General features: G+C 64.7%; 23 protein-coding genes. 17 read left to right on the top strand and 6 right to left on the bottom strand.

Annotated features, from left to right (window positions below):
• The first annotated feature begins 70 nt into the window (after positions 1–70).
• From P6U28_RS20455 to P6U28_RS20425, 7 genes are all read left to right on the top strand, one after another.
• Positions 71–1,531 carry an NAD(P)/FAD-dependent oxidoreductase gene (locus P6U28_RS20455; RefSeq protein ID WP_129146169.1) on the top strand — a complete coding sequence of 487 codons (1,461 nt, stop codon included), beginning with the start codon at positions 71–73 and terminating at the stop codon, positions 1,529–1,531.
• Positions 1,532–1,673: 142 nt separating this feature from the next.
• Positions 1,674–2,315 (top strand): AAA family ATPase, encoded by a 642-nt coding sequence (locus P6U28_RS20450; protein WP_407119696.1) that lies wholly within the window; start codon positions 1,674–1,676, stop codon positions 2,313–2,315.
• Entirely contained in the window at positions 2,284–2,949 is a 666-nt protein-coding gene (locus P6U28_RS20445; RefSeq protein ID WP_407119695.1) for a hypothetical protein, read from the top strand. Before P6U28_RS20450 ends, P6U28_RS20445 begins: the two co-directional genes overlap by 32 nt.
• A gap of 180 nt (positions 2,950–3,129) precedes the next feature.
• On the top strand, positions 3,130–3,285 hold the full coding sequence (locus P6U28_RS20440; protein ID WP_007612486.1) for a hypothetical protein: 156 nt from the start codon (positions 3,130–3,132) through the stop codon (positions 3,283–3,285).
• A 131-nt stretch (positions 3,286–3,416) separates the two neighbouring features.
• Positions 3,417–4,346 carry an aspartyl/asparaginyl beta-hydroxylase domain-containing protein gene (locus P6U28_RS20435; RefSeq protein ID WP_122402349.1) on the top strand — a complete coding sequence of 310 codons (930 nt, stop codon included), beginning with the start codon at positions 3,417–3,419 and terminating at the stop codon, positions 4,344–4,346.
• Between the two features lie 10 nt (positions 4,347–4,356).
• On the top strand, positions 4,357–4,815 hold the full coding sequence (locus tag P6U28_RS20430) for a YybH family protein (RefSeq protein WP_407119694.1): 459 nt from the start codon (positions 4,357–4,359) through the stop codon (positions 4,813–4,815).
• A 166-nt stretch (positions 4,816–4,981) separates the two neighbouring features.
• Positions 4,982–6,322 carry an MFS transporter gene (locus P6U28_RS20425; protein ID WP_122402351.1) on the top strand — a complete coding sequence of 447 codons (1,341 nt, stop codon included), beginning with the start codon at positions 4,982–4,984 and terminating at the stop codon, positions 6,320–6,322.
• 63 nt (positions 6,323–6,385) lie between these two features.
• On the opposite strand, the gene P6U28_RS20420 is transcribed toward P6U28_RS20425, so the two are convergent.
• The 3 genes from P6U28_RS20420 to galE all read right to left on the bottom strand — a co-directional run bounded on the left by P6U28_RS20420 (position 6,386) and on the right by galE (position 10,059).
• Entirely contained in the window at positions 6,386–7,087 is a 702-nt protein-coding gene (locus P6U28_RS20420) for a fumarylacetoacetate hydrolase family protein (RefSeq protein ID WP_122402352.1), read from the bottom strand.
• 37 nt (positions 7,088–7,124) lie between these two features.
• The gene (locus tag P6U28_RS20415) at positions 7,125–8,927 is read right to left on the bottom strand and encodes an ABC transporter ATP-binding protein (RefSeq protein ID WP_407119693.1); all 1,803 of its coding nucleotides are present in this window, start codon (positions 8,925–8,927) and stop codon (positions 7,125–7,127) included.
• A 118-nt stretch (positions 8,928–9,045) separates the two neighbouring features.
• Positions 9,046–10,059 (bottom strand): UDP-glucose 4-epimerase GalE, encoded by a 1,014-nt coding sequence (gene galE, locus P6U28_RS20410; RefSeq protein ID WP_122402354.1) that lies wholly within the window; start codon positions 10,057–10,059, stop codon positions 9,046–9,048.
• 126 nt (positions 10,060–10,185) lie between these two features.
• Here galE and P6U28_RS20405 point away from each other — a divergent pair, with 126 nt between their 5' ends.
• On the top strand, positions 10,186–11,223 hold the full coding sequence (locus P6U28_RS20405) for a glycosyltransferase family 4 protein (RefSeq protein WP_407119692.1): 1,038 nt from the start codon (positions 10,186–10,188) through the stop codon (positions 11,221–11,223).
• 181 nt (positions 11,224–11,404) lie between these two features.
• On the opposite strand, the gene waaF is transcribed toward P6U28_RS20405, so the two are convergent.
• Positions 11,405–12,475, bottom strand: coding sequence for a lipopolysaccharide heptosyltransferase II (waaF, locus tag P6U28_RS20400; RefSeq protein WP_407119691.1), 1,071 nt, complete (start codon positions 12,473–12,475; stop codon positions 11,405–11,407).
• 173 nt (positions 12,476–12,648) lie between these two features.
• Here waaF and rfaD point away from each other — a divergent pair, with 173 nt between their 5' ends.
• The 5 genes from rfaD to P6U28_RS20375 all read left to right on the top strand — a co-directional run bounded on the left by rfaD (position 12,649) and on the right by P6U28_RS20375 (position 19,402).
• Positions 12,649–13,629 carry an ADP-glyceromanno-heptose 6-epimerase gene (gene rfaD, locus P6U28_RS20395; protein WP_407119690.1) on the top strand — a complete coding sequence of 327 codons (981 nt, stop codon included), beginning with the start codon at positions 12,649–12,651 and terminating at the stop codon, positions 13,627–13,629.
• Positions 13,630–13,642: 13 nt separating this feature from the next.
• Entirely contained in the window at positions 13,643–15,127 is a 1,485-nt protein-coding gene (rfaE1, locus tag P6U28_RS20390) for a D-glycero-beta-D-manno-heptose-7-phosphate kinase (RefSeq protein ID WP_122406556.1), read from the top strand.
• Positions 15,124–16,410: an O-antigen ligase family protein gene (locus tag P6U28_RS20385; protein WP_407119689.1), complete on the top strand. Its 1,287-nt coding sequence runs from the start codon at positions 15,124–15,126 to the stop codon at positions 16,408–16,410. Before rfaE1 ends, P6U28_RS20385 begins: the two co-directional genes overlap by 4 nt.
• Positions 16,411–16,494: 84 nt before the next feature.
• Positions 16,495–18,405: an SDR family NAD(P)-dependent oxidoreductase gene (locus P6U28_RS20380; RefSeq protein ID WP_407119688.1), complete on the top strand. Its 1,911-nt coding sequence runs from the start codon at positions 16,495–16,497 to the stop codon at positions 18,403–18,405.
• Positions 18,406–18,454: 49 nt separating this feature from the next.
• The gene (locus P6U28_RS20375; protein ID WP_122402360.1) at positions 18,455–19,402 is read left to right on the top strand and encodes an NAD-dependent epimerase/dehydratase family protein; all 948 of its coding nucleotides are present in this window, start codon (positions 18,455–18,457) and stop codon (positions 19,400–19,402) included.
• Here the strand turns inward: P6U28_RS20375 and P6U28_RS20370 are convergent.
• Together P6U28_RS20370 and P6U28_RS20365 are read right to left on the bottom strand one after the other, a co-directional pair.
• On the bottom strand, positions 19,390–20,409 hold the full coding sequence (locus P6U28_RS20370) for an MraY family glycosyltransferase (protein WP_407119687.1): 1,020 nt from the start codon (positions 20,407–20,409) through the stop codon (positions 19,390–19,392). The genes P6U28_RS20375 and P6U28_RS20370 overlap by 13 nt on opposite strands.
• Positions 20,406–21,365, bottom strand: coding sequence for a lysylphosphatidylglycerol synthase transmembrane domain-containing protein (locus P6U28_RS20365; RefSeq protein ID WP_407119686.1), 960 nt, complete (start codon positions 21,363–21,365; stop codon positions 20,406–20,408). Before P6U28_RS20365 ends, P6U28_RS20370 begins: the two co-directional genes overlap by 4 nt.
• A gap of 206 nt (positions 21,366–21,571) precedes the next feature.
• Here P6U28_RS20365 and P6U28_RS20360 point away from each other — a divergent pair, with 206 nt between their 5' ends.
• From P6U28_RS20360 to P6U28_RS20345, 4 genes are all read left to right on the top strand, one after another.
• Positions 21,572–22,561, top strand: coding sequence for an SDR family NAD(P)-dependent oxidoreductase (locus tag P6U28_RS20360; protein ID WP_407119685.1), 990 nt, complete (start codon positions 21,572–21,574; stop codon positions 22,559–22,561).
• Between the two features lie 7 nt (positions 22,562–22,568).
• Entirely contained in the window at positions 22,569–23,981 is a 1,413-nt protein-coding gene (locus P6U28_RS20355; protein ID WP_407119684.1) for a mannose-1-phosphate guanylyltransferase/mannose-6-phosphate isomerase, read from the top strand.
• A gap of 183 nt (positions 23,982–24,164) precedes the next feature.
• Positions 24,165–25,169: a Gfo/Idh/MocA family protein gene (locus P6U28_RS20350; protein WP_407119683.1), complete on the top strand. Its 1,005-nt coding sequence runs from the start codon at positions 24,165–24,167 to the stop codon at positions 25,167–25,169.
• Positions 25,170–25,205: 36 nt separating this feature from the next.
• Complete coding sequence (locus tag P6U28_RS20345; RefSeq protein WP_407119682.1) at positions 25,206–26,357, top strand: DegT/DnrJ/EryC1/StrS family aminotransferase; 1,152 nt, start codon at positions 25,206–25,208, stop codon at positions 26,355–26,357.
• Positions 26,358–26,393 lie beyond the last annotated feature (36 nt).

The raw sequence follows: 26,393 nt of genomic DNA, 5'->3' as shown, positions 1-26,393 counted from the left end.
GCGTCTCTGGAATACTGGATGCCCCGGTGACGCCAGGTCAAGCCGGGGCATGACGACGGCGGGAGAGACGATGTCTCAAGAACATTTCGACGTGCTGATCGTCGGTGCCGGCCTGTCCGGCATCGGCGCGGGCTATCATTTACAGACCAAATGCCCGGCCAAGAGCTACGTCATCCTGGAGGGACGGGACTGCATCGGCGGCACCTGGGACCTGTTCCGCTATCCCGGTATTCGCTCCGACAGCGACATGTTCACGCTGGGCTATTCCTTCAAGCCGTGGACCGACCCGAAGGCCATCGCCGACGGGCCGCAAATCCTGAACTATGTGCGCGAGACCGCGGTCGAGAACGGCATCGACAAGCACATCCGGTATCTTCATCGCGTCAAGCGCGCGGCGTGGTCGACACCAGACGCGCGCTGGACGGTGGAAGCTGAGCGCATCTCGGGCGAGGGCGCGACCGAGCTCGTGCGCTTCACTTGCAATTTCCTATTCATGTGCTCTGGCTATTATAAATACGAGGCGGGCTATACGCCGGAGTTCAAGGGCGTGGCGGATTTCGCCGGCCGCATTGTGCATCCGCAGAAATGGACCGAGGATATCGATTACGCGGGTAAGCGCGTCGTCGTGATCGGCTCGGGCGCCACAGCGGTGACGCTGGTGCCGGAGCTCGCCAAGAAGGCGGCGCAGGTCACCATGCTGCAGCGCTCGCCGACCTATGTGGTGTCGCGTCCGGCCCAGGATCCCGTTGCCAACAAATTGCGACGCAATCTCCCGACGCGCCTTGCTTATCATCTGATCCGCTGGCGCAACGTGATGTGGGGGATGTTCTTCTTCCAGCTCAGCCGGCGCCGACCTGCCAAGGTGAAGGACCTCATCCTCAAGGGCGTGAGAATCGCGCTGGGCCCCGACTACGATGTCGCCACCCATTTTACGCCGCGCTACAATCCCTGGGACCAGCGGCTCTGCCTCGTGCCGGACGGCGATCTGTTCAAGGCGATCCGCGAGCAGCGCGCCTCCGTCGTCACCGATGAGATCGACACGTTTACGCGCGCTGGCATCCGCCTGAAGAACGGCCGCGAGCTTGCCGCCGACATCATCGTGACGGCGACCGGGCTGGTGCTCCAGGTCGTCGGCGGCCTCGAGGTCAGCGTCGATGGCCGCGCCGTCGATTTCGCCAAAACGCTGACCTACAAGGGCATGATGTATGCCGACGTGCCGAACATGGCCTCTGCCTTCGGCTACACCAACGCGTCCTGGACCCTGAAATGCGATCTCACCTGCGAATATGTCTGCCGGCTCATCAACTATATGGACCGGCACAATTTCCGGCAATGCATGCCGCACAATGACGATCCAACCATCACCGCGCAGCCCTCGCTCGATTTCACCTCTGGCTACGTGCAGCGCTCGATCGCCAAGATGCCGAAGCAAGGCTCGAAGCGGCCGTGGCGGCTCTACCAAAATTACGCGCTCGACATCCTCTCCTTGCGCTTCGGCCGGATCGACGACGGCGTGATGAGGTATTCCTGATCTCCGTATATTGCCGGAGGAACCCGCCGATCGCTTGAGGCGAACGGCGACTTGAAGTAGTATTGCTGCGTCGCATGCAATTTACTTCCGACAGCGCCTGAGTTCCGCGTCGCTGGCATTGATGGGAGCGCGGGACGTGCACGTGCTTGCTCTGGTCACGCAAAAAGGCGGAAGCGGCAAGAGTACGCTGGCCGTTGGGCTTGCAGTGGCCGCTATGGAACGCGAAGAGCGCGTCGCTCTCATTGAGGCCGACGCGCAGGGCACCATCTCGAAATGGAAACAGCGTCGCGAGAATTGCTTTCCCCGTGTCGAGTGCGTTGCCGATCCGGCGGAGATCGAGCCGGCGCTTTCTCGGCTACGGGCCGAAGGGATTGGGCTCGCAATCATCGACACGGCCGCCACGAATAATGCCTTGGCGCTGCGCGCCATCACCAATGCCGACTTCTGTCTCATTCCGGCGCGTCCGAGCCCGGCCGATATCGAAGCTGCCATCCCTACGCTGTTGGCCATTCGCAGGGGTAACCGCCGGTTTGCCTTCATCCTCAATCAGACGCCCACACGGGGGTGCCGGCTGAGTGAAGCTGCCACTTCGCTCAACTCGCTGGGCGTGCTTGCGCTTCCCTTCATTGGACAGCGCAACGATCACCAGGACGCGCTCGGGGTAGGCTTGGGCGTCACGGAGTTTGCGCCGGACGAGATCGTTGGGCTGTGGCGGTGGATTTCGGAGCACATCTTCACGGAGTCGAATCATCATGGGCAAGGCGCAGTCGAGACAGCCTGCTGATGGCGCACGCGCCAGACGTCGGTCGCTGGTGGACCTGACTGCGGCGGCGAGCCGTAGCATCGACGAGAGCCTCTTGGAGATACCGCCCGATCCGGTCGCCGTCCCACGAGGCGATGAACTCCGGAGCGAGCGGGCAGCCAAGCGGCCTGCTCGAAAGACACCTGCTCGAAAGACACCTGCGCGAATGGTGCCTGCAGAGACGACCGTTCCGGCGGCAACCGACAACGTCGCGACTTGCGCATCTACGAAGGTGGAGTTGGCTTCGACGCAATTCCAAAATGCCAGCAGCACCTCCGCTCTTGCCGTGGAGATCGCCAAAGAGATGCAGACGCGGGCCCTCGAGACAATGAAGCTGGGCGTGCATGTGTTCGAATATACGAAGGATATTGCCAGCCCGGAAAGCGACGTCCTGGACGGAGCTGCAGCCGAGTGTCACGCTGTCGTGCTCGAATTGATGAAAGTGAATGCAGGCGCTACCCTGCAGTATACGCGCGAGTTGAGCCGCGTGAGAACGCTCTCGCAGTGGGTCGAGTTGTCGAGCTCGCATGCGCGAAAGCAGTGTGAGTTGGTGCGACAGCAGGCCGAACTGCTAAAATCATTGACACGCAATGCGAGAACGTCCGGCGCCGAATAGCGGCATCGGAATCAGGATATTGCCGTGGTTGGGGCGGGTGGTGCGTCCCGCGCGCGCGAATGTTTCTTGCGTATTCGGCCGCCGTCTGAATCAGCCATCCCGCCCGACGGTTAACGCCGGATTAACGGATGAGTCCTAGCCTCTCCCGGCCGGGTTACTCGCAAGGCCGAGGTGAGCCCAATGGAAGCCCAGAGAATCGCGGTCGACGCCGTCGTCGCGCTGACCGATTGTGACCGCGACGCCGTCATCGCCTTCATCCGCCGTCTCTACCTCGCCGGCGTCACCGACCCCAAACGTCTGACCTTCAAGGGGCTCCAGGCGTTATCACGGGCCTGATTCGGGCGGTTTCGGCCCAAGTTCCATCCCCTTGCTCTCTCGCGCGTGATTGCAACCCACCGGTGATATCTTGCCGGTGCGGCCCGGCCGGGCTACACGACACCCCGGCTGGGTCACTCGGGATTGGGGAAATGCTGAAACAGCTTTTTGCGCCGCAACTTGTCATTCTTTATGTGCTTGCGGCGTCGACGATCTACGTTCATTTCCGCGGCAAGCAGCGGCTGCGCTTCGCGCGCCAGCTCGGCGACCATTCGACCTATCTCGCGCCGTACAACGTCCTGATGTATGCAGGCTCGGCGGTGCCCAACAAGCCGGTGATCTCGGTCGATCAGTTTCCCGAGCTGAAGCCCCTGAGTGAGAACTGGGAGACCATCCGCGACGAGGCCGTGCGCCTGTTCGACGAGGGCTTCATCCGCGCCGCCGCCAAGAACAACGACTGGGGTTTCTATTCCTTCTTCAAGAGCGGCTGGAAGCGGTTTTACCTGAAATGGTACGACGACTTCCTGCCCTCGGCGCGCACGCTGTGCCCGAAGACAGTGGAGCTGCTCAATTCGATCCCCAGCGTGCATGGCGCGATGTTCGCGATGCTGCCGCCGGGCGGCAAGCTCGGCGCGCACCGCGATCCCTTCGCGGGCTCGCTGCGCTATCACCTCGGCCTGGTCACGCCGAACTCGAACAAGTGCCGCATCCTCGTCGACGGTGTCGAATGCGTCTGGCGCGACGGCGAGGCCTTCATGTTCGACGAGACCTTCATCCACAGCGCGGAGAATGCGACCGACGTCAACCGCATCATCCTGTTCTGCGACGTCGAGCGTCCGATGAAGTTCGGCTTCATGACCGCGATCAACCGCTGGGTCAGCCATCACATCGTCAAGGCGTCTGCGACGCAGAACGTCGACGGCGAGAATGTCGGCGTGCTCAACAAGGTGTTCGGCAAGCTCTATGAGATCCATCTCGCCAGCCGCAAGGTCAAGGAGTGGAACCGCAACGTCTACTACACGCTCAAATACTCGCTGACGGCGCTGATCCTCGGGCTGATCGTGCTGTCGGCGCTGCGGTGAATGGTCCGCGATGGCGCTCTTGCCGATTGCTAACGCGGAGATCACGCAGTTCTTCCGCCAGTGGCTGGAAATCTTCGCGGGCTATGTCCGCGAGGTCGACTACGCCTCGGCGAGGCCGCTCTTCCATCCGGATGTGCTCGCCTTCGGCACGCATAACGATGTCATCCCCGGCCTCGATCAATGGGTCTCGACGCAATGGGACAACGTCTGGCCCAAGACGAGTGACTTCCGTTTCGTCCTCGATCAGACCTCTGTTCTGGCATCACCAGACGGAGCGATGGCGACCGTGATCGCGCCGTGGACGAGCACCGGCTATCACCCTGATGGCAGCGCGTTTCCGCGGCCGGGCCGGGCGACGATGGTGTTTGCAAGAAACGGCGATGGATGGCTGTGCGTGCATTCGCACATGTCGCTCAATCGCGGCGTGCCGCAGGCAAGCCACGCCAATCGGCCGGTGAAGGCCTGGTAGAGCCAGGCCATCCCGGCAGCGGGCGCGGCCGGCTTTGTAGGCCAACTAAAGTTCTAGCTTCTCGTTCCAGCTCGGCGGGGAACCCTTGGAACCCAAGCTCGTTTGTTCCTCAGCAAACAACCGGTGAAAACGCGCAACCGGGGGGCTGTTCGAGGGAAACGCTCCCATGGCAACACTCGACCTTGATGCCACCCGACTTACTGCATCCGAGCATCAGCGCCAGCTTCGTCGCGCGGTCATCGCGTCCACGGTAGGGACCGCGATCGAATGGTATGATTTCTTCCTCTACAGCACCGTCACGGGGCTGGTTTTCGCAAAGCTGTTCTTTCCAAAGTCCGACCCCTGGGTTGGCACGCTGGAGGCGTTCGCGATCTACGCAGTCGGCTTCGTCGCGCGACCCATTGGCGCAGCAATCTTTGGCCATTATGGCGACCGCATTGGGCGCAAATCCACGCTGATTGCGACGCTGCTCTTGATGGGACTAGCGACCGCCGCGGTGGCCATAGTCCCGACCTATGCGAGCATCGGCATCTGGGGTGCCGTGATCCTGACCGTGCTGCGATTCATTCAGGGCGTCGGCGTCGGCGGCGAGTGGGGCGGCTCCGTGCTGATGTCGATGGAATGGGCCCGCAACGACCGATCGCGAGGATTGATCGCCTCATGGCCGCAATTCGGCGTGCCCTGTGGCCTATTCCTCGCCAACCTCGCCGTGCTGGCGTTCAGCCAGATGGCGGGCGATCAGTTCCTGGCGTGGGGCTGGCGCATTCCGTTCGCGCTCAGCATCATCCTGGTCGGCGTCGGCCTCTATATCCGGCTCGGCATTCTCGAAACGCCTGTGTTCTCAAAGCTCGTGGCCGAACGACAGGTCGACCGCACCCCGATGCTGACCGTGATCCGGGAGTATCCGAAGGAGATTCTGCTCTCGGCCTTCGCGCGGATGTCGGAGCAGGCGCCGTTCTACATCTTCACCGCCTTCGTCTTCTCCTACGGCATCGGTACCCTGCACGTTTCGCGCGACTTCCTGCTGACTGCGGTGCTCTCGGCTTCGGTGCTGTCGTTCGTCTCGATCCCGTTGTGCGGACATATCTCCGATCAGATCGGCCGCAAGAACATGTATATGATCGGCGCTGCCGTGACGGGCATCTTCGGCTTCATCTATTTCGCGATGCTCAACACCGGATCGTCAGTCATCATCTTCCTCGCGATCATCCTGTCGCTGATCCCGCACGACATGCAGTACGGCCCGCAGGCCGCCTTGATTGCCGAGAGCTTTACCGGACGCTTGCGCTACAGCGGCTCCTCACTCGGCTATCAACTTGCATCCGTGATCGCCGGCGGCCCGGCGCCGCTGATCGCAACATGGCTGTTCGGCACGTTCCACTCGGCGACCCCGATCGCGATCTACATCGCGATCTGCGCTGTCATGACGCTGGCCGCGACCGCGATGATGACCGATTACACCGGGAAGGACATCAACGCGGCGGGCGCGCATCAGCGGCGAGCTTGAGGCCGCAAAAAAGCCCCGGGCGCGACGTCCGGGGCTTCGCCTTTCTGTGATCTCGAGCTCAGCCTATTCCGGCTGGCCGATCGCGACCTTCAGCGTGCCGACGCCGTCGACGCCGCATTCGAGCTTGTCGCCCACCTGGAGCTGCGACACGCCGGCCGGGGTGCCCGTCATGATGATGTCGCCGGCGGCGAGCTTCACCTGCTGCGAGAGCTGCCAGATGATCTCGGGCACGTTCCAGATCAGCTCGGTGAGATCGCCCTTCTGGGCTTCCTTGCCGTTGACCGTCAGCCAGATCTTGCCCTTGGCGGGATGGCCGATCTTGGAGGCCGGCTGAATCGCGGAGCAGGGCGCCGAATAATCGAACGACTTGCCGATCTCCCAGGGACGCTCCTTCTTGCGCGAGGCGATCTGGAGGTCGCGGCGGGTGAGGTCGATGCCGACGGCGTAGCCGTAGACGTGATCGAGTGCCTTCTCGGCCGGGATGTTGAGCCCGCCGCTCTTCATCGCGACAATCAGCTCGACCTCGTGATGCAAATCCTTGGTCAGCGGCGGATAGGGGATGGTGGCGCCGTCCGGCACCAGCATGTCGGCATGCTTAGCGAAGAAGAACGGCGGCGCGCGCTCGTCATTGCCCATCTCACGGATGTGCTCCAGATAGTTGCGGCCGACGCACCAGATGCGGCGCACCGGATAACGACCGCTCTCGCCGACGACGGGAAGCGAAGCCTGGGGCGGAAGCGGGATGACGTAGGAGGCGGCGTTCATGAGGCGGTCTCGCGGCTCTTGAGGTTGACAAGGAACTCTATGCGGTTGCGCTGATCGGCGCCAGTGCGCCGGCGTCCCGATGTTGCAGCCGGAAGAACGAGGCGTAGCGGCCGCCGCGGCGGAGCAGCTCGTCATGGCGGCCCTGCTCGACGATCTCGCCGCCCTCGACCACCAGGATGTTGTCTGCGTGCATGATGGTGTGCAGGCGGTGCGCGATCACGATGGTGGTGCGGTTCCGGCAGAGATGTTCGATCGCCTCCTGCACCTGCCGCTCGGATTCGGAATCGAGCGCGGCGGTGGCTTCGTCCAAGAGGATGATCGGCGCGTTCTTGAGTAGCGCTCGCGCGACCGCAATGCGCTGGCGCTGGCCGCCGGAGAGCTGCGTGCCGTGCTCGCCGACGGGCGTGTCGTAGCCGAGCGGAAAGCCCATGATGAAATCATGCGCGCAGGCCGCCTTTGCCGCCTCGATGATCTCGTCCTCGCTGGCGCCCGGCTTGCCGAAGGCGATGTTGCTCCGGATGGTGTCGCGGAACAGGTAGACGTCCTGGCCGACATAGGCGGTCTGCGCGCGCAGCGATTTGCGCGAGACCGAGGCGATCGACTGGCCGTCGATCACGATGTCGCCCTGCGTCACCTCGTAGAAGCGCAAAAGCAGCGCCAGCACGGTCGACTTGCCGCCGCCGGAGGGGCCGACCAGCGCAGTCACCTTGCCCGGCTCGGCAATGAAGCTCATGCGGTTGAGCACGGTCTCGCCCGAACGATAGGCGAAGCTGACGTCGCGCAGCTCGATCCGCGCGTCGGAGAGCTTCAGCGCCGGCTTGTCGTCGTCGGACTGCTCGCTCGCGGGGCTGTCGACGACCTCGAGCAGCATGCGCGCGCCGACCAACTGGCTATTGAGGTCGATATTGAGTCGCGCCAGCCGCTTGGCGGGCTCGGTTGCCATCAGGAAGGCGGTCATGAAGGAGAAGAACGCGCCCGGAGTGGCGTTGAGCGCGACCACGGCGTAGCCGCCATACATCAGACAGCCGGCGACGGCGAAGCCGCCGAGCATTTCCATCAGCGGGTTGGAGCGGTTGGCGACGCGGGCCATCTTGTTGGCATTGCGCTCGACGATCGCGATGTTCTCGTCGATGCGCTTCTGCATGGTCTCTTCAAGTGTGAAGGCCTTGACGGTGCGGATGCCCTGCAGCGATTCCTGCATCGTCTCCATGATGTCGGCGGTGCCGGTGAACTGGTTGAAGGCGAGGCCCTTGATGCGCTTGACCAGCTTGCGCAGCACCAGCATCGCCGGCGGCACCGCGACGAGCCCGATGAACGACATCAGCGGGTCCTGCCACACCATCACGCCGATCATGGCGAGCAGCATCAAGAAATCGCGCCCGATGGCGTTGACCAGCATATTCAGCACGTCGGTGATCGATTTTGCGCCGGCGGTCAGCCGCGCCAGGAACTCGGACGAATGCCGCTCGGAGAAGAAGCCGACGCTTTCGCGCATCAGTTTTGCGAACAGCTGGCGCTGGTTGGTGGCGAGGATCGCGTTGCTGATCTTGGTCAGGATCACCATGTGGCCGTAGGTTGCCACGCCCTTGATGAAGAGCAGGAGCACCGTGATCCCTGAGAACATCGCGATGCCCGGGATGTTCTTGTCGACATAGGCCTGGTTGATGACCTGGCCGAGCACATAGGTCGCGCATGCGGTCGCGCCGGCGGCCAGCGCCATCAGCGCGAAGGCAACGAGATAGCGCCGCCAGTAGGCGATCCCCTGTTCCATGATCAGGCGGCGAATCAAGACCGCTGCCGCGTAGGGATCGTCGGTGATTTTCTTTGGAAACTGGGCCATCCGGTGTCCATTGACCGCGCAGGACAAAGCCTGCCCGCGCGTCAGGGATCGATGGGCCTCTGTGCCCGCTCGAGCCGGGTTTTTCAAGCCCAATTGAGGGCTTGCGCTTGGGACGATTCTAGGCCGAGGCGGCGTGGCGGAGCTCGCCGTGGCGCTCGCGGAACAGCTTGTCCTCCCAGGCCAGCGCATGGGCTGCGATCGTCTCTAGGTCGTCGTATTGCGGCCGCCAGTCGAGCAGGCTGCGGATGCGGCCGGTGTCGGCGACCATGGTCATGATGTCACCGGGCCGGCGTGGGGCGTATTGCACGGCGAAGCTGCGGCCCGAAACCCGGCGCACCGCGTCGATGGTCTCCAACACCGAATAGCCGCGGCCATAGCCGCAATTCAGCGTGGTCGAGGCGCCGCCATTGCGCAAATAGGCCAGCGCCGAGCGATGGGCCTGCGACAGGTCGGTGACGTGGATGAAGTCGCGGATGCAGCTGCCGTCCGGGGTCGGATAGTCGGTGCCGAACACGTCGATCTTGGCGCGCTGGCCGGTGGCGGCCTCCACCGCGATCTTGAGCAGGTGCGTGGCGCCGACGGTGGCAAGGCCGATGCGCGCCTGCGGATCGGCGCCGGCGACATTGAAGTAACGCAACGTCACGTATTGCATGCCGTAGGCGGCGGCGACGTCGTGCAGCATGATCTCGGTCATCAGCTTCGACGAGCCGTAGGGCGACAGCGGCCGCGTCGGCGCGTGCTCGGGCACCGGCATCTGGTCCGGATTGCCGTAGACGGCGGCGGTCGAGGAAAAGATGAAGCGGCCAATGCCGCGCTTGACCGCCACGTTGAGCAGGTTGCGCGCGGTCGTGAAATTGTTGCGGTAGTAGCCGAGCGGATCACGCATCGAATCCGGCACGACAACCGAGCCTGCGAAATGGATGATGCTCTCGATGTCGTGCTGGGCGATCACGCCTTCGAGCAGGTTTTCATCACCGGCATCGCCGATGAACAGCGGAACGCCTTCGGGCAAGTAAGCGGAGAATCCGGTGGAGAGATCGTCGATCACGACGACGTCCTCGCCGGCTTCCGCCAGCGCCAGGACCGTATGACTTCCGATGTAGCCGGCGCCGCCGGTGACTAGCACAGTCATGATCTCACCCGTCTTCGATCAACGCGCAAGGCTAGCGCTTGCGTGGTGAAGAGGGGGTATCGGCGGACCTGAACTGGTCACTATGCTTAATGTTGCGTATAGGGACTTTCCGAAACGGAGTGTGACGTGGCGAATTTCCTCGGCGATCTGGAAGTGATCGTGCCAAATCTGCACAGGCGTTATTCCGGGGTCACCGCGACCAACCGGATGGTGGCGCCGCGCCTGGCAAGGCTGTTTCGCGCCGCATGGTTCGGCTCGGACGCGCCGGAGGGGATCGCGCGGCTGAGCGTTGCCGATTTCCTGAAGCTGTGGGGCCGCAAGCGACCCGTGATCTGGCATGCACGCCGCAACAACGAGATGATCGCCGGTGTCGTGCTGCGCGCGCTCGGCTGGCCGCTGAGGCTCGTGTTCACCTCCGCGGCGCAGCGGCATCACAGCTGGATCACGCGCTGGCTGATCCGGCGCATGGACGCGATCATCGCGACGTCAGATCTCTCGGCCTCGTTCCTGAAGGTGAGGGCGACGGTGATCCCGCACGGCGTCGACACCGACGTCTACGCGCCGCCGGCCGATCGCGCTGCTGCCTTTGCCGAAAGCGGCCTGCCGGGCCGCTACGCCATCGGCTGCTTCGGCCGCGTGCGGGCGCAGAAGGGCACCGACGTGTTCGTCGATGCGATGTGCCGCTTGCTGCCGCGCTATCCCGATTTCACCGCCGTCATCGTCGGGCAGGTCACACCCGAGCAGACGGCCTTCGCGAACGACCTGAAGAAGCGCATCGAAGCTGCGGGCCTGCAATCGCGCATCGTCATCACCGGCGAATTGCCGATCGAAGCGGTGCAGCGCTGGTATCAGCGGCTGACGATCTACGCCTTCACCTCACGCAACGAAGGCTTCGGCCTGACGCTGATCGAGGCGATGGCGGCGGGGAGCGCGCTGGTCGCCGCACGCGCCGGCGCTGCCGAGCTCGTGGTGGAGGATGGGGTGAGCGGCGTGCTGATTCCGACGGGAGATGCCGACGCACTGGTCGCCGCGCTGGAGCCACTGATGCGCGATGTGGCTGCTGCGACGGCCATGGGCGCGCGCGGGCGCGCGCGGGTGCTCGAACGATTCAGCCTCGATGCCGAGGCGGCGCGCATCGGCGCGGTCTATCGGCCGCTGCTCTGAGCACAGCTCTCGGGGCTGCGAAGCAAAAACTGCGAAAACAACCCCATGCACAGTAGCCGGGGCCAGCAAAATCAAGAACTTGGCTGACAGTCAGATCGATTGCGGTTTTTTCGAACAGGCGCTTTGACTCGTCGGGCAAAACAGTGGCAGGATGCCATCATCGGCGCGAGCCCCGATCGTCTCAGGTCGTAACCTTCGCCCCCGCCTCACCCAGCACCCTCTGCGCAATCCCCACCACCTCGCTCGCTGCGATATCCCGCATGCAGCGGTGGTCGTTCATCTTGCAGATCGTGCTCTGGCAGGGCTGGCAGGCGAGCGCGCTCTTGTCCTGCACCACCGTTGCCGCGAGGCCGTTCAGCGGGGCCCAGAGGTAGGGGCTGGTCGGGCCGAAGATGCCCATGGTGGGCGTGCCGAGCGCGGCGGCGATGTGCATCAGGCCGGAATCGTTGGAGATCGCAACGCCCGCCGCCGCCATGGCGAGGACGCCGTTGCGCAGATCGTTGCCGGTGAGGTCCCGCACCTTGGGGCCGCCCGCGGCGACGATCTCCTGGGCAAGGCTCTTTTCGGCGGGGCCGCCGACCACCCAGACCTCGAGCCCGCGCTCGACCAGCAGGCGGGCGGCCTCGGGATAGTAGGTCCAGCGCTTTGAGACGCCGACCGAGCCTGGGGCGAGCGCCACCGCGGCGCCGGCGCTGAGGCCATTGGCCTGGCGCCAGCGGACGATCTCTTCAGCCGGGACGCGCAGTTGCGGCACCGGCCATTCCGCCGGCAAGGGGGTGCCGTCGGGCTGGGCGAGGGCGGCGTTCTTGTCGATGAAGCGGGGCAGCTTCTTCTCGCCCCAGCGCCACCGATTGATCAGCCCGAAGCGGAACTCGCCGACGAAGCCGACTCGTTCGGGGATGCCGGCCAGCGCCGGCGCGATAGCCGCCTTCCAGGTCCGGGGCAGCACCAGGGCGGTGCCGTAGTTCCGCTTTCGAAGCAGTTTTGCCAGACCGAACTGCCGGCCCACGGCCAGCCGGCTGCGCGGAAGGTCCCAGACGATCCCCTGCCGGACGCCTGGCATGTAATCGATCAGCGGCGCGCACAGGGATGTGGTCAGCAGATCGACCGGCCGGTTCGGCCACCGCTCCTTCAGGACCCGCACCACGGTGTGATTCCGGACGAAATCGCCGATCCACATGTAGGGAATGATCAGGATCGGGCGCGTATCGTCCCGATCTGCATGTCCACTAAGTTGCGAATCTTTGTTCATTCGTTAATAGGGCCGAAGGCGAGCTGATGTGGCGGTTCGGTTAGCCGCTCTGGGGCGGGACGTAAAGCAGGCAGAGCGCGAGTGCAAAAGCGGCTGCCCAAAATGCTTACACTTTGGCGGATGATGCGCTACGGCAGGGTCGGACCTTAAGAAAAATCGGGCAGGTAGGTGGAATGTTGCTGGTGACCGGCGGGGCCGGTTTTATCGGATCGAATGTCGTGGCCGCGCTGAACGAGGCCGGTCGCAGCGACGTCGTGGTCTGCGACCTGCTCGGCACCGAGGGCAAGTGGCGCAACCTGGCCAAGCGGCAGCTTGTGGATATCGTTCCCCCGGCCGAGCTGGAGGGCTGGCTGAAGGGCCGCAAGTTGGAGGCCATGATCCATCTCGGGGCGATTTCCGCGACCACGGCGATCGACGGCGACCTCGTCATCGAGACCAATTTCCGCCTGTCGATGCGCCTTCTGGACTGGTGCACGATGAACGCGGTGCCGTTCATCTACGCGTCCTCGGCGGCGACCTATGGCGACGGCACGGCAGGCTTCGACGACGACGCCTCGCTGCCGGCGTTGAAGAAATTGCGGCCGATGAATCTCTACGGCTGGAGCAAGCACCTGTTCGATCTCGCCGTCGCCGAGCGCGTCGCGCGCGGCGATCGGCTGCCGCCGCAATGGGCCGGCCTGAAATTCTTCAACGTGTTCGGCCCGAACGAGTATCACAAGGGCTCGATGATGAGCGTGCTGGCGCGGCGCTTCGACGACATCAGGGCGGGCCGCGTCGTGCAGCTGTTCAAGTCGCATCGCGAGGGCATCGCGGACGGCGACCAGCGCCGCGATTTCATCTATGTCGACGACGTGGTGCGCGTCGTCCTGTGGCTGCTCGCGACGCCGTCGGTGTCCGGCCTGTTCAACGTCGGCACCGGCAAGGCGCGCAGCTTCAAGGACCTCATGCTGGCTGCCTATGCGGCGCTCGGCACCAGGTCCAACATCGAATACATCGACATGCCCGAGCAGATTCGCGACAGCTACCAGTATTTCACCCAGAGCGAGGTCGATCGTCTGCTCCGCGCCGGCTATAACGGCGGCTTCACGATGCTCGAGGACGCGGTGAAGGCCTATGTCGGGGATTATCTCGACCGGCCCGATCGCTTTCGTTGAGGCCCTTCAGACCATGCCGACGCCCATTCTCGATTTCGATGCCCTCGCGCAAGCCATCTCAGGCCGCACGGTGCTGTGCATCGGCGACATCATGCTGGATGAGTTCGTCTATGGCGAGGTGTCGCGGATCTCGCCGGAAGCGCCGGCGCCCGTGATCGCCGCCCAGCGCAGCGAGATCCACGTCGGTGGCGCCGGCAACGTCGCGCGCAACGTCGCTTCGCTCGGCGCGCGCTGTATCTTCGTCGGCCTCGTCGGCGAGGACGATGCGGGCAAGCGGCTCAAGGCGGCGATCGATGACCAAGCCGGCATCGAAAGCGTGCTGGTGTGCGACCCCTCGCGGCCGACCACGCGCAAAGTCCGTTTCGTCTCCGAGCATTTTTCGACGCACATGCTGCGCGCGGATTGGGAGCAGGCGCTGCCTGCGTCCGATGACGTCGAAACGAAATTGATCGACGCCATCCTGCCGCAGATCGCGCGCGCCGATATCGTGCTGCTGTCGGATTACGCCAAGGGCGTGCTGACGGCGCGCGTGATCCGCCACACCATCGATGCCGCGCGAAAGCTCGGCAAGCGCGTGATCGTCGATCCCAAGAGCCTGAACTGGGCGATCTATCGCGGCGCTACGCTGCTCACCCCCAACCGCAGGGAATTTTCGGAAGCGACCCGCAGCCGCGCCGAGACGGTGCAGAGCATCGTCGAGGCCAGCGAGGATGTGATGCGGCTCGCCGATTGCGACGCGATCCTGGTGACGCAGGGCGAGCACGGCATGACGCTGGTGCCGCGGCAGGGCGGGGCCGTTCACGTTCCGGCTTTCCCGGTGAAGGTGCGCGACGTGTCCGGCGCAGGTGACACCGTCGCCGCTGCGCTTGCGGTGTCGCTTGCGGCCGGCGCGGACTGGGACACGGCGCTGCGCGTGGCCAATGCCGCCGCCGCCGTCGCCGTCGGCAAGCAGGGCACCGCCAGCGTGAGCGCGGCCGAGCTGCGACGAAAGATCCTGCCGCATGCCACTCTCGCGGCGGAGGAGAAGATCGTGCTCGATCCGGCCGCGCTCGATGCGCAGCTCGCCGAATGGAGGAGGCAAGGGCAGCGCGTCGGCTTCACCAATGGCTGTTTCGACATACTCCATCCCGGTCACGTCAAGGTGCTGACGGCGGCGCGTGCCGCCTGTGATCGGCTGATCGTGGGGCTCAACAGCGACGCTTCGGTGCGGCGGCTGAAGGGCGCCGATCGTCCGGTGCAGGACGAGCGCGCGCGTGCCGAGGTGCTCGCCGCGCTGGAAGCCGTCGATCTCGTCGTCATCTTCGCGGAAGACACGCCGATCGACCTGATCACCAGGATCAAGCCCGGCGTGCTGGTGAAGGGCGGCGACTACACCCGCGAGCAGGTTGTCGGCCACGAGGTGGTCGAAGCCGCGGGCGGAACGGTCGTGCTGGTCGACATTCTCCAGGGCTTCAGCACGACGGCGCTGGTTCATCGCGCGCGGGGAGGGGACAAGTGACGGTACTCGCCCGGGAGACCCCCGGCCATATGTTGCGGCGACGCCTGCGCAGTCCGACGGCCTGGCGCGACACAGTCGATCTGTTTGCGATCCTGACCGCGGCCTCGCTGCCCTGGTCGACGTCGCTTGCGGGAATCTTCAACGCGCTGATGCTGCTCTGCGTGGTGCCGTTCCTCGACTTCGGCGCCTTCCTGCAATCGCTGAAGCGTCCGATCTGTGCGGCGCCGATCGCGCTGGTGCTGCTCGCGCTGGTTGGAACGCTGTGGTCGGATGCGGCCTGGGGCGCGCGCTTCTATGCGGTCAATCCGACCGTCAAGCTGCTCGTGCTGCCCGTCCTGCTCTATCATTTCGAGCGTTCGCCGCGCAGCCAGTGGGTCTTCGTCGCCTTCCTGGTGTCCTGCGCCCTGTTGTCGGTGATGTCCTGGCTGGTTGCCTTCTATCCGAACCTCGCGCTCAAGACCGACCCCATGGAGCGCGGCATTTTCGTCAAGAACTACATCGACCAGAGCCAGGAATTCGCCCTCTGCGCCGTCGCGCTCGCCTATCCGATCGTGATGCTGCTGCGCGAGAAGCGCTACTGGTTCGCCGGGCTGCTGACGGCACTGGCGCTGACCTTCTTCATCAACATGGCGTTCGTGGTGGTTTCACGCACCGCGCTCGTCACCATTCCGATCATGTTCGGCGTGTTCGCGCTGCTTCACCTCAGATGGCGTAGTATCGCGCTCATCTCCGCCGCGTTGCTCGTCGGCGCCGTTCTCGCCTGGCAGGCCTCGCCGTATTTGCGCCATACCGCCGAGAGGTTTTCCGACGACTACACGCGCTACATGGAAAAGGGCGAACCGACCTCGGCGGGCCTGCGGCTCGAATTCTGGCGCAAGTCGCTCGGCTTCTTCGCGGAGGCGCCGATCAAAGGGCACGGCACCGGCTCGACCCGCGGATTGTTCGAACGCGTCGCGACGCCCGCCGGTCAGTACCAGGCATCTGCCGAGGTGATCGGCAACCCGCATAATCAGACGCTGAACGTTGCCGTGCAATGGGGCGTGATCGGCATCGCCATTCTCTACGCGATCTGGATATTGCATCTGCGCTTGTTTCGCGGCGACGGGCTTGCCAACTGGATCGGGCTCCTGGTCGTGGTGCAGAACGTCTTCACCTCGCTGTTCAATTCCCATCTGTTCGACTTCCATGAAGGCTGGATGTACGTCATCGGGGTCGGCGTCGCCGGCGGCATGGTGATCCGAGCACAACAGGTCGAGGCGAAGATGAGGGAAGCCGGTTCCTGAGCGGTCGCGCGGCTGGCAAGTCTTGTCCAGATGAGCTATCAGCGCGGTCAGGTTGCATCTAACTGGGTTTTCATCGGTCGGCGGATGACGCGTCTTTCGCATCTCACCTCGCGCAATTTCCTGATTGCGCTCCACGACCTGCTGGCGACCACGGCAGCGCTTTTTGCCGCCTTCTATCTGCGCTTCGAGGGCGGCGAAGGGTTCTTCGAACGCTTGCCGCTGCTGTTCCAGATCCTGCCCTATTTCCTCGCCTTCAGCGTGGTCGTGTTCTTCGTCCTGAACCTGACCACGACGAAATGGCGGTTCATCTCACTGCCGGACGCGCTGAACATCATTCGCGCGGCGACCGTGCTGACGGTCGGCCTGCTCGTGCTCGACTATATCTTCGTCGCCCCCAATGTCCGTGGCGCTTTCTTCCTCGGCAAGGTAACGATCGTCCTCTATTGGTTCCTGGAGATCTCGTTCCTCAGCGCGCTGCGCATGGCGTATCGCTATTTCCGCTATACGCGGGTGCGGCGTCATGCGCGGACCGATGGCGCCGCGCCGTCGCTGCTGATCGGCCGCACCGCGGATGCGGAGGTGCTGCTGCGCGGGATCGAGAGTGGGGCGATCAAGCGGATCTGGCCGGTCGGCATATTGTCGCCCTCGCGCGCCGATCTGGGCCAACTCATCCGCAACGTGCCGGTGCTGGGCGGCATCGATGACATCGAAGACGTCATTACCGATTTTTCCAAGCGCAACAAGGCGATCGCCCGTATCGTGATGACACCGTCGGCGTTCGAGCCGGAAGCCCATCCGGAATCGATCCTGATGCGGGCACGCAAGCTAGGTGTGATCGTGAGCCGCATGCCCTCGCTGGAGAGCGGCGAGGTGCCGCGGCTCACCGCGGTTGCCGTCGAGGACCTCCTGTTGCGGCCGAGCGAGAAGATCGACTATGCGCGCCTAGAAGCGCTGATCAAGGGCAAGGCGGTGATCGTCACCGGGGGCGGCGGCTCGATCGGATCCGAGATCTGCGAGCGCGTCGTCGCCTTTGGCGCGGCGCGTCTGCTGATCTTGGAGAATTCCGAGCCGGCGCTCTACGCAGTCACGGAGACGCTCGCTGCGCGCGCCTCCGTCGCCACCATCGAAGGGCGGATCGCCGACATCCGCGACCGCGAGCGCATCACGCGCCTGATGGCCGAATTCAGGCCGGACATCGTGTTCCATGCCGCGGCTCTCAAGCACGTGCCCATCCTCGAGCGTGACTGGAGCGAGGGGGTCAAGACCAACATCTTCGGCTCCATCAACGTCGCCGATGCGGCGCTTGCCGCCGGCGCGGAAGCGATGGTGATGATCTCGACCGACAAGGCGATCGAGCCGGTATCGATGCTCGGTCTGACCAAGCGCTTCGCCGAGATGTATTGCCAGGCGCTCGACCACGATCTTGCGGCCAGCGGTGGCGTCAAGCCGCCGATGCGGCTCATCTCGGTCCGCTTCGGCAACGTGCTGGCCTCGAACGGCTCGGTCGTGCCGAAGTTCAAGGCCCAGATCGAGGCCGGCGGCCCCGTCACCGTCACCCATCCCGAAATGGTCCGTTACTTCATGACCATCCGCGAGGCTTGCGATCTCGTCATCACGGCGGCGACGCACGCGCTCGGACCGGCGCGGCCGGATGTCTCGGTCTACGTGCTCAACATGGGACAGCCGGTGAAGATCGTCGATCTCGCCGAGCGCATGATCCGCCTCTCCGGTCTCGAGCCCGGCTACGACATCGAGATCGTGTTCACCGGCATGCGGCCGGGCGAACGCCTGCACGAGATCCTGTTCGCGTCGGAGGAACCGACCCGCGAGATCGGCGTCGCCGGGATCATGGCCGCGCAGCCGAACGAACCGCCGATGCAGACGCTGCGCAAATGGATCGCGGCGCTGGAGCAGGCGATCGCGCGCGACGACCGCACGACCATCAGAACCATCCTGAAGGATGCCGTTCCCGAATTCGGGTCGACCGCGGCGTGATCGTGCCGATCGACGGATTGTTGCGCAAAGCTCTTGTGTCGGAGCAACAATGAGCGAGACAAAGCCGGTCGCGCTGGTGACGGGAGCGAGTGGCTTCATCGGCCGTCATGTCGTGTGCGCGCTGACACGCGAGGGCTGGTCGATTCGCCGCACCGTGCGCCGCCCGGAAGGCACGGACGGAGAGGTCGTGATCGCGTCGGTCGGCCCGGAGACCGACTGGCAGGCCGCGCTTGAAGGCGTTGACGCCGTCATCCATCTCGCCGCGCGCGTGCATCACAAGAACGACGAGGGCGCGGTCGAGCTCTACCGCAACGTCAATGTCGAGGGCACACTGCGTCTGGCGCGCTGCGCAGCCGTCGCCGGCGTGCGCCATTTCATCTTCATCAGCACCGTTCTGGTGCATGGCCGCAGCAATGACGGTCGTGCGCCGTTCCGCGAGTGCGATGTCCCGACCCCGCGCGGCCTGTACGCCACGTCCAAGGCGGCGGCCGAAGCGGGCTTGAGTGCGCTGGCGCACGACAGCGACATGAGAATCTCGGTGATCAGGCCGCCGCTGATCTATGGTGCGGGCGCCAAGGGAAATTTTGCGCTGCTGATGCGTGCGGTCAGGCGGGGGCTGCCGCTGCCGTTTGGCGCGATCCGCAATCGCCGCAACTTTCTTTCCGTGCAGAACCTGTCGTCGTTCATCCTGCACCGGCTCGGCCATTCCGACCCCGCGAGCAAATTCGAGATCTTCCTGCTGGCCGACCGGGAGCAGGTCTCGACGCCTGAATTCGTCAGGTGCCTGGCGAGAGCTGCCGGCAAGAGCGCCCGGCTGTTCGGCATACCGCCAAGCCTGCTCAGCGCGGTTCTCCGCGTGACGGGGCGCCAGGATATGCATGACGGCCTGATCGGCTCGCTCGAGCTCGACATCTCGAAGGCGATCGCAACCGGCTGGCAGCCGCAGGTCACCCTCGAGGAGGGATTGCGCCTGGCGGTGCCGGATCAGCAGCGCTGAGGCCGGGAGAAGCGGCGCAGCACGAATGCGACCGCGAGCGCGCCGGCAACGACTGCGAACGTGGTGATCGCCGGCGCGGCGGCGCGGATGGTGAGGATGGCGAGCCCTACCAGGACGAGGTTGAGCAGGAAGACCTCACAGATCACCTGCCGCACCGTGAAGCCATTGTCAGTGGCGCGCTGGTAGAAATGCGTGCGGTGCGCCGACCAGAACGGCTCGCGCCGCGCGATGCGTCGAAATAGCGTGATGGTGGAATCGGCGAGGTAATAGGCCGGCAGCAGCAGCGCCGCGGCCGTCTGTCCGCGAAACGCGAGCTCCAGCAGGCACCAGCCGAGCAAGAGGCCGATCGGCAGGCTGCCGACATCGCCCAGGAAGACTTTTGCGACGGGACGGTTGAACGGCGCAAAGCCGAGCGTGGCGCCGCACAGCGCGGCGGCGATCAGCACGGCCGGCCATGAGAGATCCCCGAGCATTCCCAGCAGCAGCAGCGCGGCGGTGACCGGCACGACTTCCGCCACCGTCATCAGGTCGAGCCCGTCCATGAAGTTGACGAGGTTCACGAACCAGACACCGGCAAGGACGATGAGGCCGCGCTCCAGCGGAAGCGGCAGCGCCGGCGCGATGCGCGCGGTCTCGGGCGAGGTGAACACCACTGCGCCGACGCAGGCAGCCTGCAGCACCAGCCGCACCAGCACCGGCAGCGATACGATGTCGTCGGCGAAGCCGACCAATGCGATCACGACCGTCGCGGCGACCAGCGCCGGCGGGATCGCGACGTTGGTCGTGGCCCCCCAGAGCGAGGCGACGATCAGCGTCGCGGCGATCACGGCGATGCCCGCTCCCTGCGGGGTCGGGACGCGATGCGAGGACCGCGCGTTCGGCCGGGCCAGCGCGTAGCGCTGGAGCAGGGGGCGGCTGGTCCAGGTGACGAGCGCCGAGATCAGCGCGGCGAGCGCAACGGCAAGCAGCACGAGCGCGCCGGTGGGCGCATCGGCGGCCGAGCTCACTCCGGCACTCCGATTGGGGCCGATCCTTGCGCGGCTTTCTCCGCGCTGAGGATCCAGACGAGGCCGCCGAATGCGCCGACAATGAAGAACACGGCGCCGAACAGCAGCGAGACGTTGACACCTTCATTGGCGGCAAGCCCGGCGAAGCCGAACGCAAGGCCCATCGTGGCCTCACGCACGCCCCAGCCGGCGATCGAGATCGGCATCATCGTGATCAGCATCACCGGCGGCACGAGCAGAAAGACGTCGCTGAAGCGAACCGGGGCCGCAATCGACTGCACGACGCACCAGGCGATGACGACGGCGAGCACGTGGACGAGGATCGACAGGATTGCGATGATCGGCCCGCGTGTACGGCTGAAGATGACGCGATTGGCGATCACGGCACAGGCGTGAATGTGATGGGTCCCCCACCAGGTCTTCAGCCAGCGCCATTTCAGCGCGCCGAAGATCAGGAAGCCGACACCGCCGGCGAGCGCGAGGAGATCGACGAGCAGCAGCGCGGAGCGCCCGTGTGGATCGGTGATGAGGGTGTAGCTCCAGGGCAGGCTTGCGACGATCACGATCGCGAGCGCGATGAGGCCGATCGCGCGGTCGACGAAGATCGAGTAGGTCGCCGCACGCCAGCCGGCGCCGGCGCGCGCGACCAGCCACAGCCGGACCGCGTCGCCGCCGATCGCCGACGGCAGCGTCTGGTTGAAGAACGAGCCGATCACGTTGTAGCGCATGGCGCGGCCGAGCTCGAGCGGCGCGCTGCAGACGGCGCTGATCTCGCGCCAGCGCAGCGCGCCGATGAAGATCTGCAGGAACGTGACCGCGATCGCGACGCCGATCCAGAACAGGCTGGTCACGGTGAAGCGCGAAAACAGTTCGGACAGGTCGATCTTGCGCAGCGCCAGATAGAGCAGGGCCGCGGAGATCAGGATTTTGGCCGTCGACAACAGGATTCGGCGCATCTCGCCCGCATGGACAGGGTTTGCGAAGATTTGAGGCAACCCGACGCGAGGCGCCGAATTCGGCCGCTTTGGTATGGTTTTGGCGCCGATCTTGCAATAGCCGTCGTTAAGGACGCTGCGAGGAGTTCTCGTCAGGAGCGGCGAGCCTATTGCGACCCCGTCAACGTGGCGGCTAAACAGGGTCGGCACGGATCCTAGGGAACAGGATGACAGATCAGGCGATTTTGGTTACCGGCGCGGCCGGCTTCATCGGCTTTCATGTCGCCCGGCAGCTCCTGGGCGAAGGCCGCGCCGTCGTCGGGCTCGACAATCTCAACAGCTATTACGATCCGGCGCTGAAAAAAGCGCGCCTTGCGCTGCTCAGGGACGCACCCGGCTTCTCCTTCGTCGAGGCCGACCTCGCCGACCGCGAGACGATGGCGGCGCTGTTTGCGCAACATCGTTTTGCCAAAGTCGTGCATCTCGCGGCGCAAGCGGGTGTGCGCTACTCGATCGAGCAGCCGCAGACTTACGTCGATTCCAATCTCGTGGGCTTTCTCAACGTGCTGGAGGGCTGCCGCAACAACGACTGTCGTCATCTCGTCTACGCCTCGTCATCCTCCGTTTACGGAGCCAACACAAAACTGCCATTTGCGGTCGCGGACCGTACCGATCATCCCGTGAGCTTCTATGCAGCGACGAAGAAGGCGAACGAGGTGATGGCGCAGTCCTACAGCCATCTCTATCGCCTGCCGGTCACGGGGCTGCGCTTCTTTACCATTTACGGGCCGTGGGGCCGGCCCGACATGGCCATGTTTCTGTTCGTGAACGCCATCATGGCCGGCAAGCCCATCCGGCTCTTTAACCATGGAAAGATGCGCCGGGACTTCACCTATATCGATGACGTGACCCGTGTCGTATCCAAGCTGATCGATCTCGTGCCTGCGGACGATCCGGCTGCCGCAAATGCGCCGTTTAAGCTCTACAATGTCGGCAATCACCATCCGGAGGAACTGATGCACGTCGTCGGTCTTCTGGAGCGGGAGCTGGGCCGGACGGCGATCAAAGAATTGCTGCCGATGCAGCCGGGAGATGTGCTGGAAACGTTCGCGGATGTCGAGGACTTGATGCGCGACACCGGCTTTGCACCGTCAACGCCGATCGAGCATGGGGTCCATAATTTCGTCACCTGGTATCGGGACTACTTCAAGGTTTGAGATCACGATGGACAAACGCATAATCCCCCTGATCATGTGCGGCGGTGCCGGCACGCGGCTGTGGCCCGCTTCGCGCGAGGTGCGGCCCAAGCAATTCCTGCCGCTGTTCGGCACACGCTCGACCTTCCAGGACACGCTGCTGCGCGTGTCCGATCCCTCGCTGTTCGATCGTCCTGTTGTCATCACCAATGCGGCCTACCGCTTCATGGTGCTTGAGCAGCTCGCCGAGATCGGCATCGAGGCCGACGTGATCCTCGAGCCGATGCGGCGCGATTCCGGCCCCGCGATCGCCGCCGGCGCGGTGTTCGCGCAGAACCGCGCCAGTGAAGCGATCGTGCTCGCGCTCGCCGCCGACCACGTGGTGCAGGACAATGCCGCCTTCGTCGCGGCGTGCCGCGAAGGCCTCACGGCTGCGAGCGCCGGGCGCATCGTCACCTTCGGCGTCAAGCCGGAGCGGCCGGCGACCGAATACGGCTACATCAATCCGGGCGAGGCGATCTCCGGCGAGGTGCATGCGGTGGCGCGCTTCGTCGAGAAGCCGGACGCGGTGAAGGCATCCGACTACGTCAATTCGGGCTATCTCTGGAACAGCGGCAACTTCATGTTCCCGGCCGCTGTGCTGCTCGACGAATATCGCAGGGTCGATGCGGCAAGCGTCGACGCCGTCACCGGTGCCGTCAACAATGCCGGCCGCGATCTTGGCTTCGTCACGCTGGAGCCCGAAGCGTTCGGTGCGGCGAAAGCGATCTCGATCGACTATGCGGTGATGGAAAAGACCTCGCGCGCCGCCGTGGTGCCGGTGTCGTGCGGCTGGTCCGACGTCGGCTCCTGGCACGCGGTGTGGGAGCTCTCGGAGAAGGACGCGCTGGGCAATGCGGCGCACGGCACCGCCGTGTTCGAGGATTCCCGCAACTGCAACGTCACCACCGATTCCGCGCTGGTCGCGCTCGAAGGCGTCGACGATCTCGTCGTGGTCGCGACCGCGGACGCGGTTCTGGTCTCGCGCCAGAAGGATGCCAACGGACTGAAGCGTCTGGTGACGAAGCTGAAGGCGGTCGCGCCGAAGGTGACCGAGGAGCATCTGAAGGTGCACCGGCCCTGGGGCAGCTATCAGTCCGTCGACAATGGCGAGCGCCACCAGGTCAAGCGCATCGTGGTGAAGCCGGGCGGACGGCTGTCGCTGCAGAAGCATCACCATCGCGCCGAGCATTGGATCGTGGTGCGCGGCACGGCCCAGGTCACCGTCGACGAAACCGTCAAGACGGTGCATGAGAACGAGTCGATCTACATCCCGATGGGCGCGGTCCACCGGATGGAGAATCCCGGCAAGATCCAGCTGGAACTGATCGAGGTCCAGACCGGCTCTTATCTCGGGGAAGACGACATCATACGGATTGAAGACGACTATCAAAGGTCGTAACCAGCAAACTCCGAATCACGCGACCCGGGCCGAGAAGCGGTATCTTTTTCGGCTTAAGGCCCGGGGAACGTGTAACTTTTTGAATCAAATCGTGTCCCGGCCCGCGGGGGCGGCATTCGCCACAAATGTGGCGTCCGTGCTAGAAGCGGCCCGGGGATTTGGGTTGAATCGGGGTTTGCTCAGATGAGTTCCAAAGGGTCTGCACCGGTAAAGGCCGGCTTGCGCGTCGGCGTCATTGGTGCCGGTGTGATGGGCAGCAACCATGCGCGCGTGCTCAGCGGTCTTCCCGGCGTCAGCCTCGTCGGCGTCGTCGATCCCTCGCCGGCGCATCGCGCGCGGGCCACGGAACTTGCCAATTGCGCAAGCTTCGAGACGCTCGACCAGCTCTTCGCCGAGGGCGTCGATGCCGTCACCGTCGCGGCGCCGACCCATTTACATCACGAGGTCGCGCTCGCCTGCATCGCCAAGAACATCCACGTGCTGGTCGAGAAGCCGATCGCGTCGACGGTGGAGGAGGGGCGCGAGATCGTCGCCGCCGCGCAAAAAGCCGGCGTGACGCTGATGATCGGCCATGTCGAGCGTTTCAACCCGGCGGTCGCCGCCGTCAAGCAGGCGATCGCAGGCGAGGACATTCTCTCCATCGCGATCACCCGCGTCGGCCCGTTCCCGCCGCGGATGTCCAATGTCGGCGTCGTCATCGACCTTGCCGTGCACGACATCGACCTGATCCGCTGGTTCACCGAATCCGACATCGTCGAGGTGCAGCCGCAATTGTCGAGCGCGGTCGCCGAGCGCGAGGACATCGCGCTGTTGCAGTTCCGCACCGAGAGCGGCGTGCTTGCCCACATCAACACCAACTGGCTGACACCGTTCAAGGCGCGCAGCGTCACGGTCGCCACGCGCGACAAATACGTGATGGGCGATCTGCTCACGCGCCAGGTCACCGAGTGCTTCGGCTTCAAGCCGGATGGCAGCTACTCGATGCGGCACCTGCCGGTCGGCCATGATGAGCCGCTCCGCGCCGAGCTGCTCGCGTTCTTGAAGGCGGTGCGTAACGGCGAGACGCCGGCAGTGACCGGCGACGAAGGCGTCGCCAGCCTCGAGATCGCGACGCAGTGCCTGGAAACACGGTCGCGCCCCGCCGCCGCGGCGCCCGCCCGCAAGGCTCCGCGCCGCGTTGCCGGCTGATCTCTCTTCTCCATGTCGACCACTCAAGAAGGCGTCATGAACCAGCATCTGCGTTCCGAACCCATTCCCTTCATCGACGTCGCCTCGCAGCGTCGCCGGCTCGGCGCCTCGCTCGATGCCGCCGTCAAGCGGGTGATGGACCACTGCCAGTTCGTCAATGGTCCCGAGGTTTTCGAGCTCGAGAAGCAGCTCGCGGCCTACTCAGGCGCCAAGCATGTCATCGGCTGCGCCAGCGGTACCGACGCGATCCTGATGGTGATGATGGCCAAGAATGTCGGACCCGGCGATGCCGTGCTGTGTCCGTCCTTCACCTTCATCGCGACCGCCTCGCCGGTGGCGCGGACCGGCGCGACACCTGTCTATGTCGATGTCGACGAAGCCACATTCAACATGAGCCCGGAGTCGCTCAAGCGCGGCATCGCGACCGCCCGGAAAGCCGGCCTCAAGCCGGTTGCGGTGATTCCGGTCGACCTGTTCGGCCAGCCCGCCGATCACGACGCCATTGCCGAGATCGCCAGCGCCGAAGGCCTGTTCGTGCTCGACGACGCCGCGCAAGGCTTTGGCGCGAGCTACAAGGGCCGCAAGCTCGGCACGCTCGGACACGCCACGGCGACCAGCTTCTTCCCGGCCAAGCCGCTCGGCTGCTTCGGCGACGGCGGCGCGATCTTCACCGATGACGACGAGCTCGCGGCCACGCTGCGCAGCATCCGCGTGCACGGGCAGGGCGTCGACAAATACGACAACGTCCGCCTTGGCCTGACCGGCCGGCTCGACACCATGCAGGCCGCTGTCCTGATCGAGAAGCTGAAGATCTTCGACGACGAGATCGCCGCCCGCAACCGGGTTGCGGAACGCTATGCGCGCGGCCTGTCCAACGTTGTCACCGTGCCGCGCCTTGCGCCCGGCAACACCTCGGTCTGGGCGCAGTACACGATCCGCCTGCCCAAAGGCACCGACCGCGACGGCTTTGCCGCCGCGCTGAAGACCCAGGGCGTGCCGACCGCGATCTACTACGGCAAGTCGATGCATCAGCAGACCGCCTACAAGCACTACCCGGTCGCCGAGGGCGGCCTGCCTGCTTGTGAGAGCCTGTCGCAGGACGTCATCAGCCTGCCGATGCACGCCTATTTGACCGAAGCCGACCAGGAGCGAATCATCGCCGCCGTCCGCGGCGCGCTCGCGGGCTGATTTCTTCACCTCTCCCTACGGGAGACGTGATCAGCC

This window comes from Bradyrhizobium sp. STM 3561 (assembly GCF_045571455.1).
GTDB classification, from domain to species: Bacteria; Pseudomonadota; Alphaproteobacteria; order Rhizobiales; family Xanthobacteraceae; genus Bradyrhizobium; species Bradyrhizobium vignae.
Note: the sequence above shows the minus strand (reverse complement) of the source record. Positions and strands in the feature narration are given on the sequence as shown.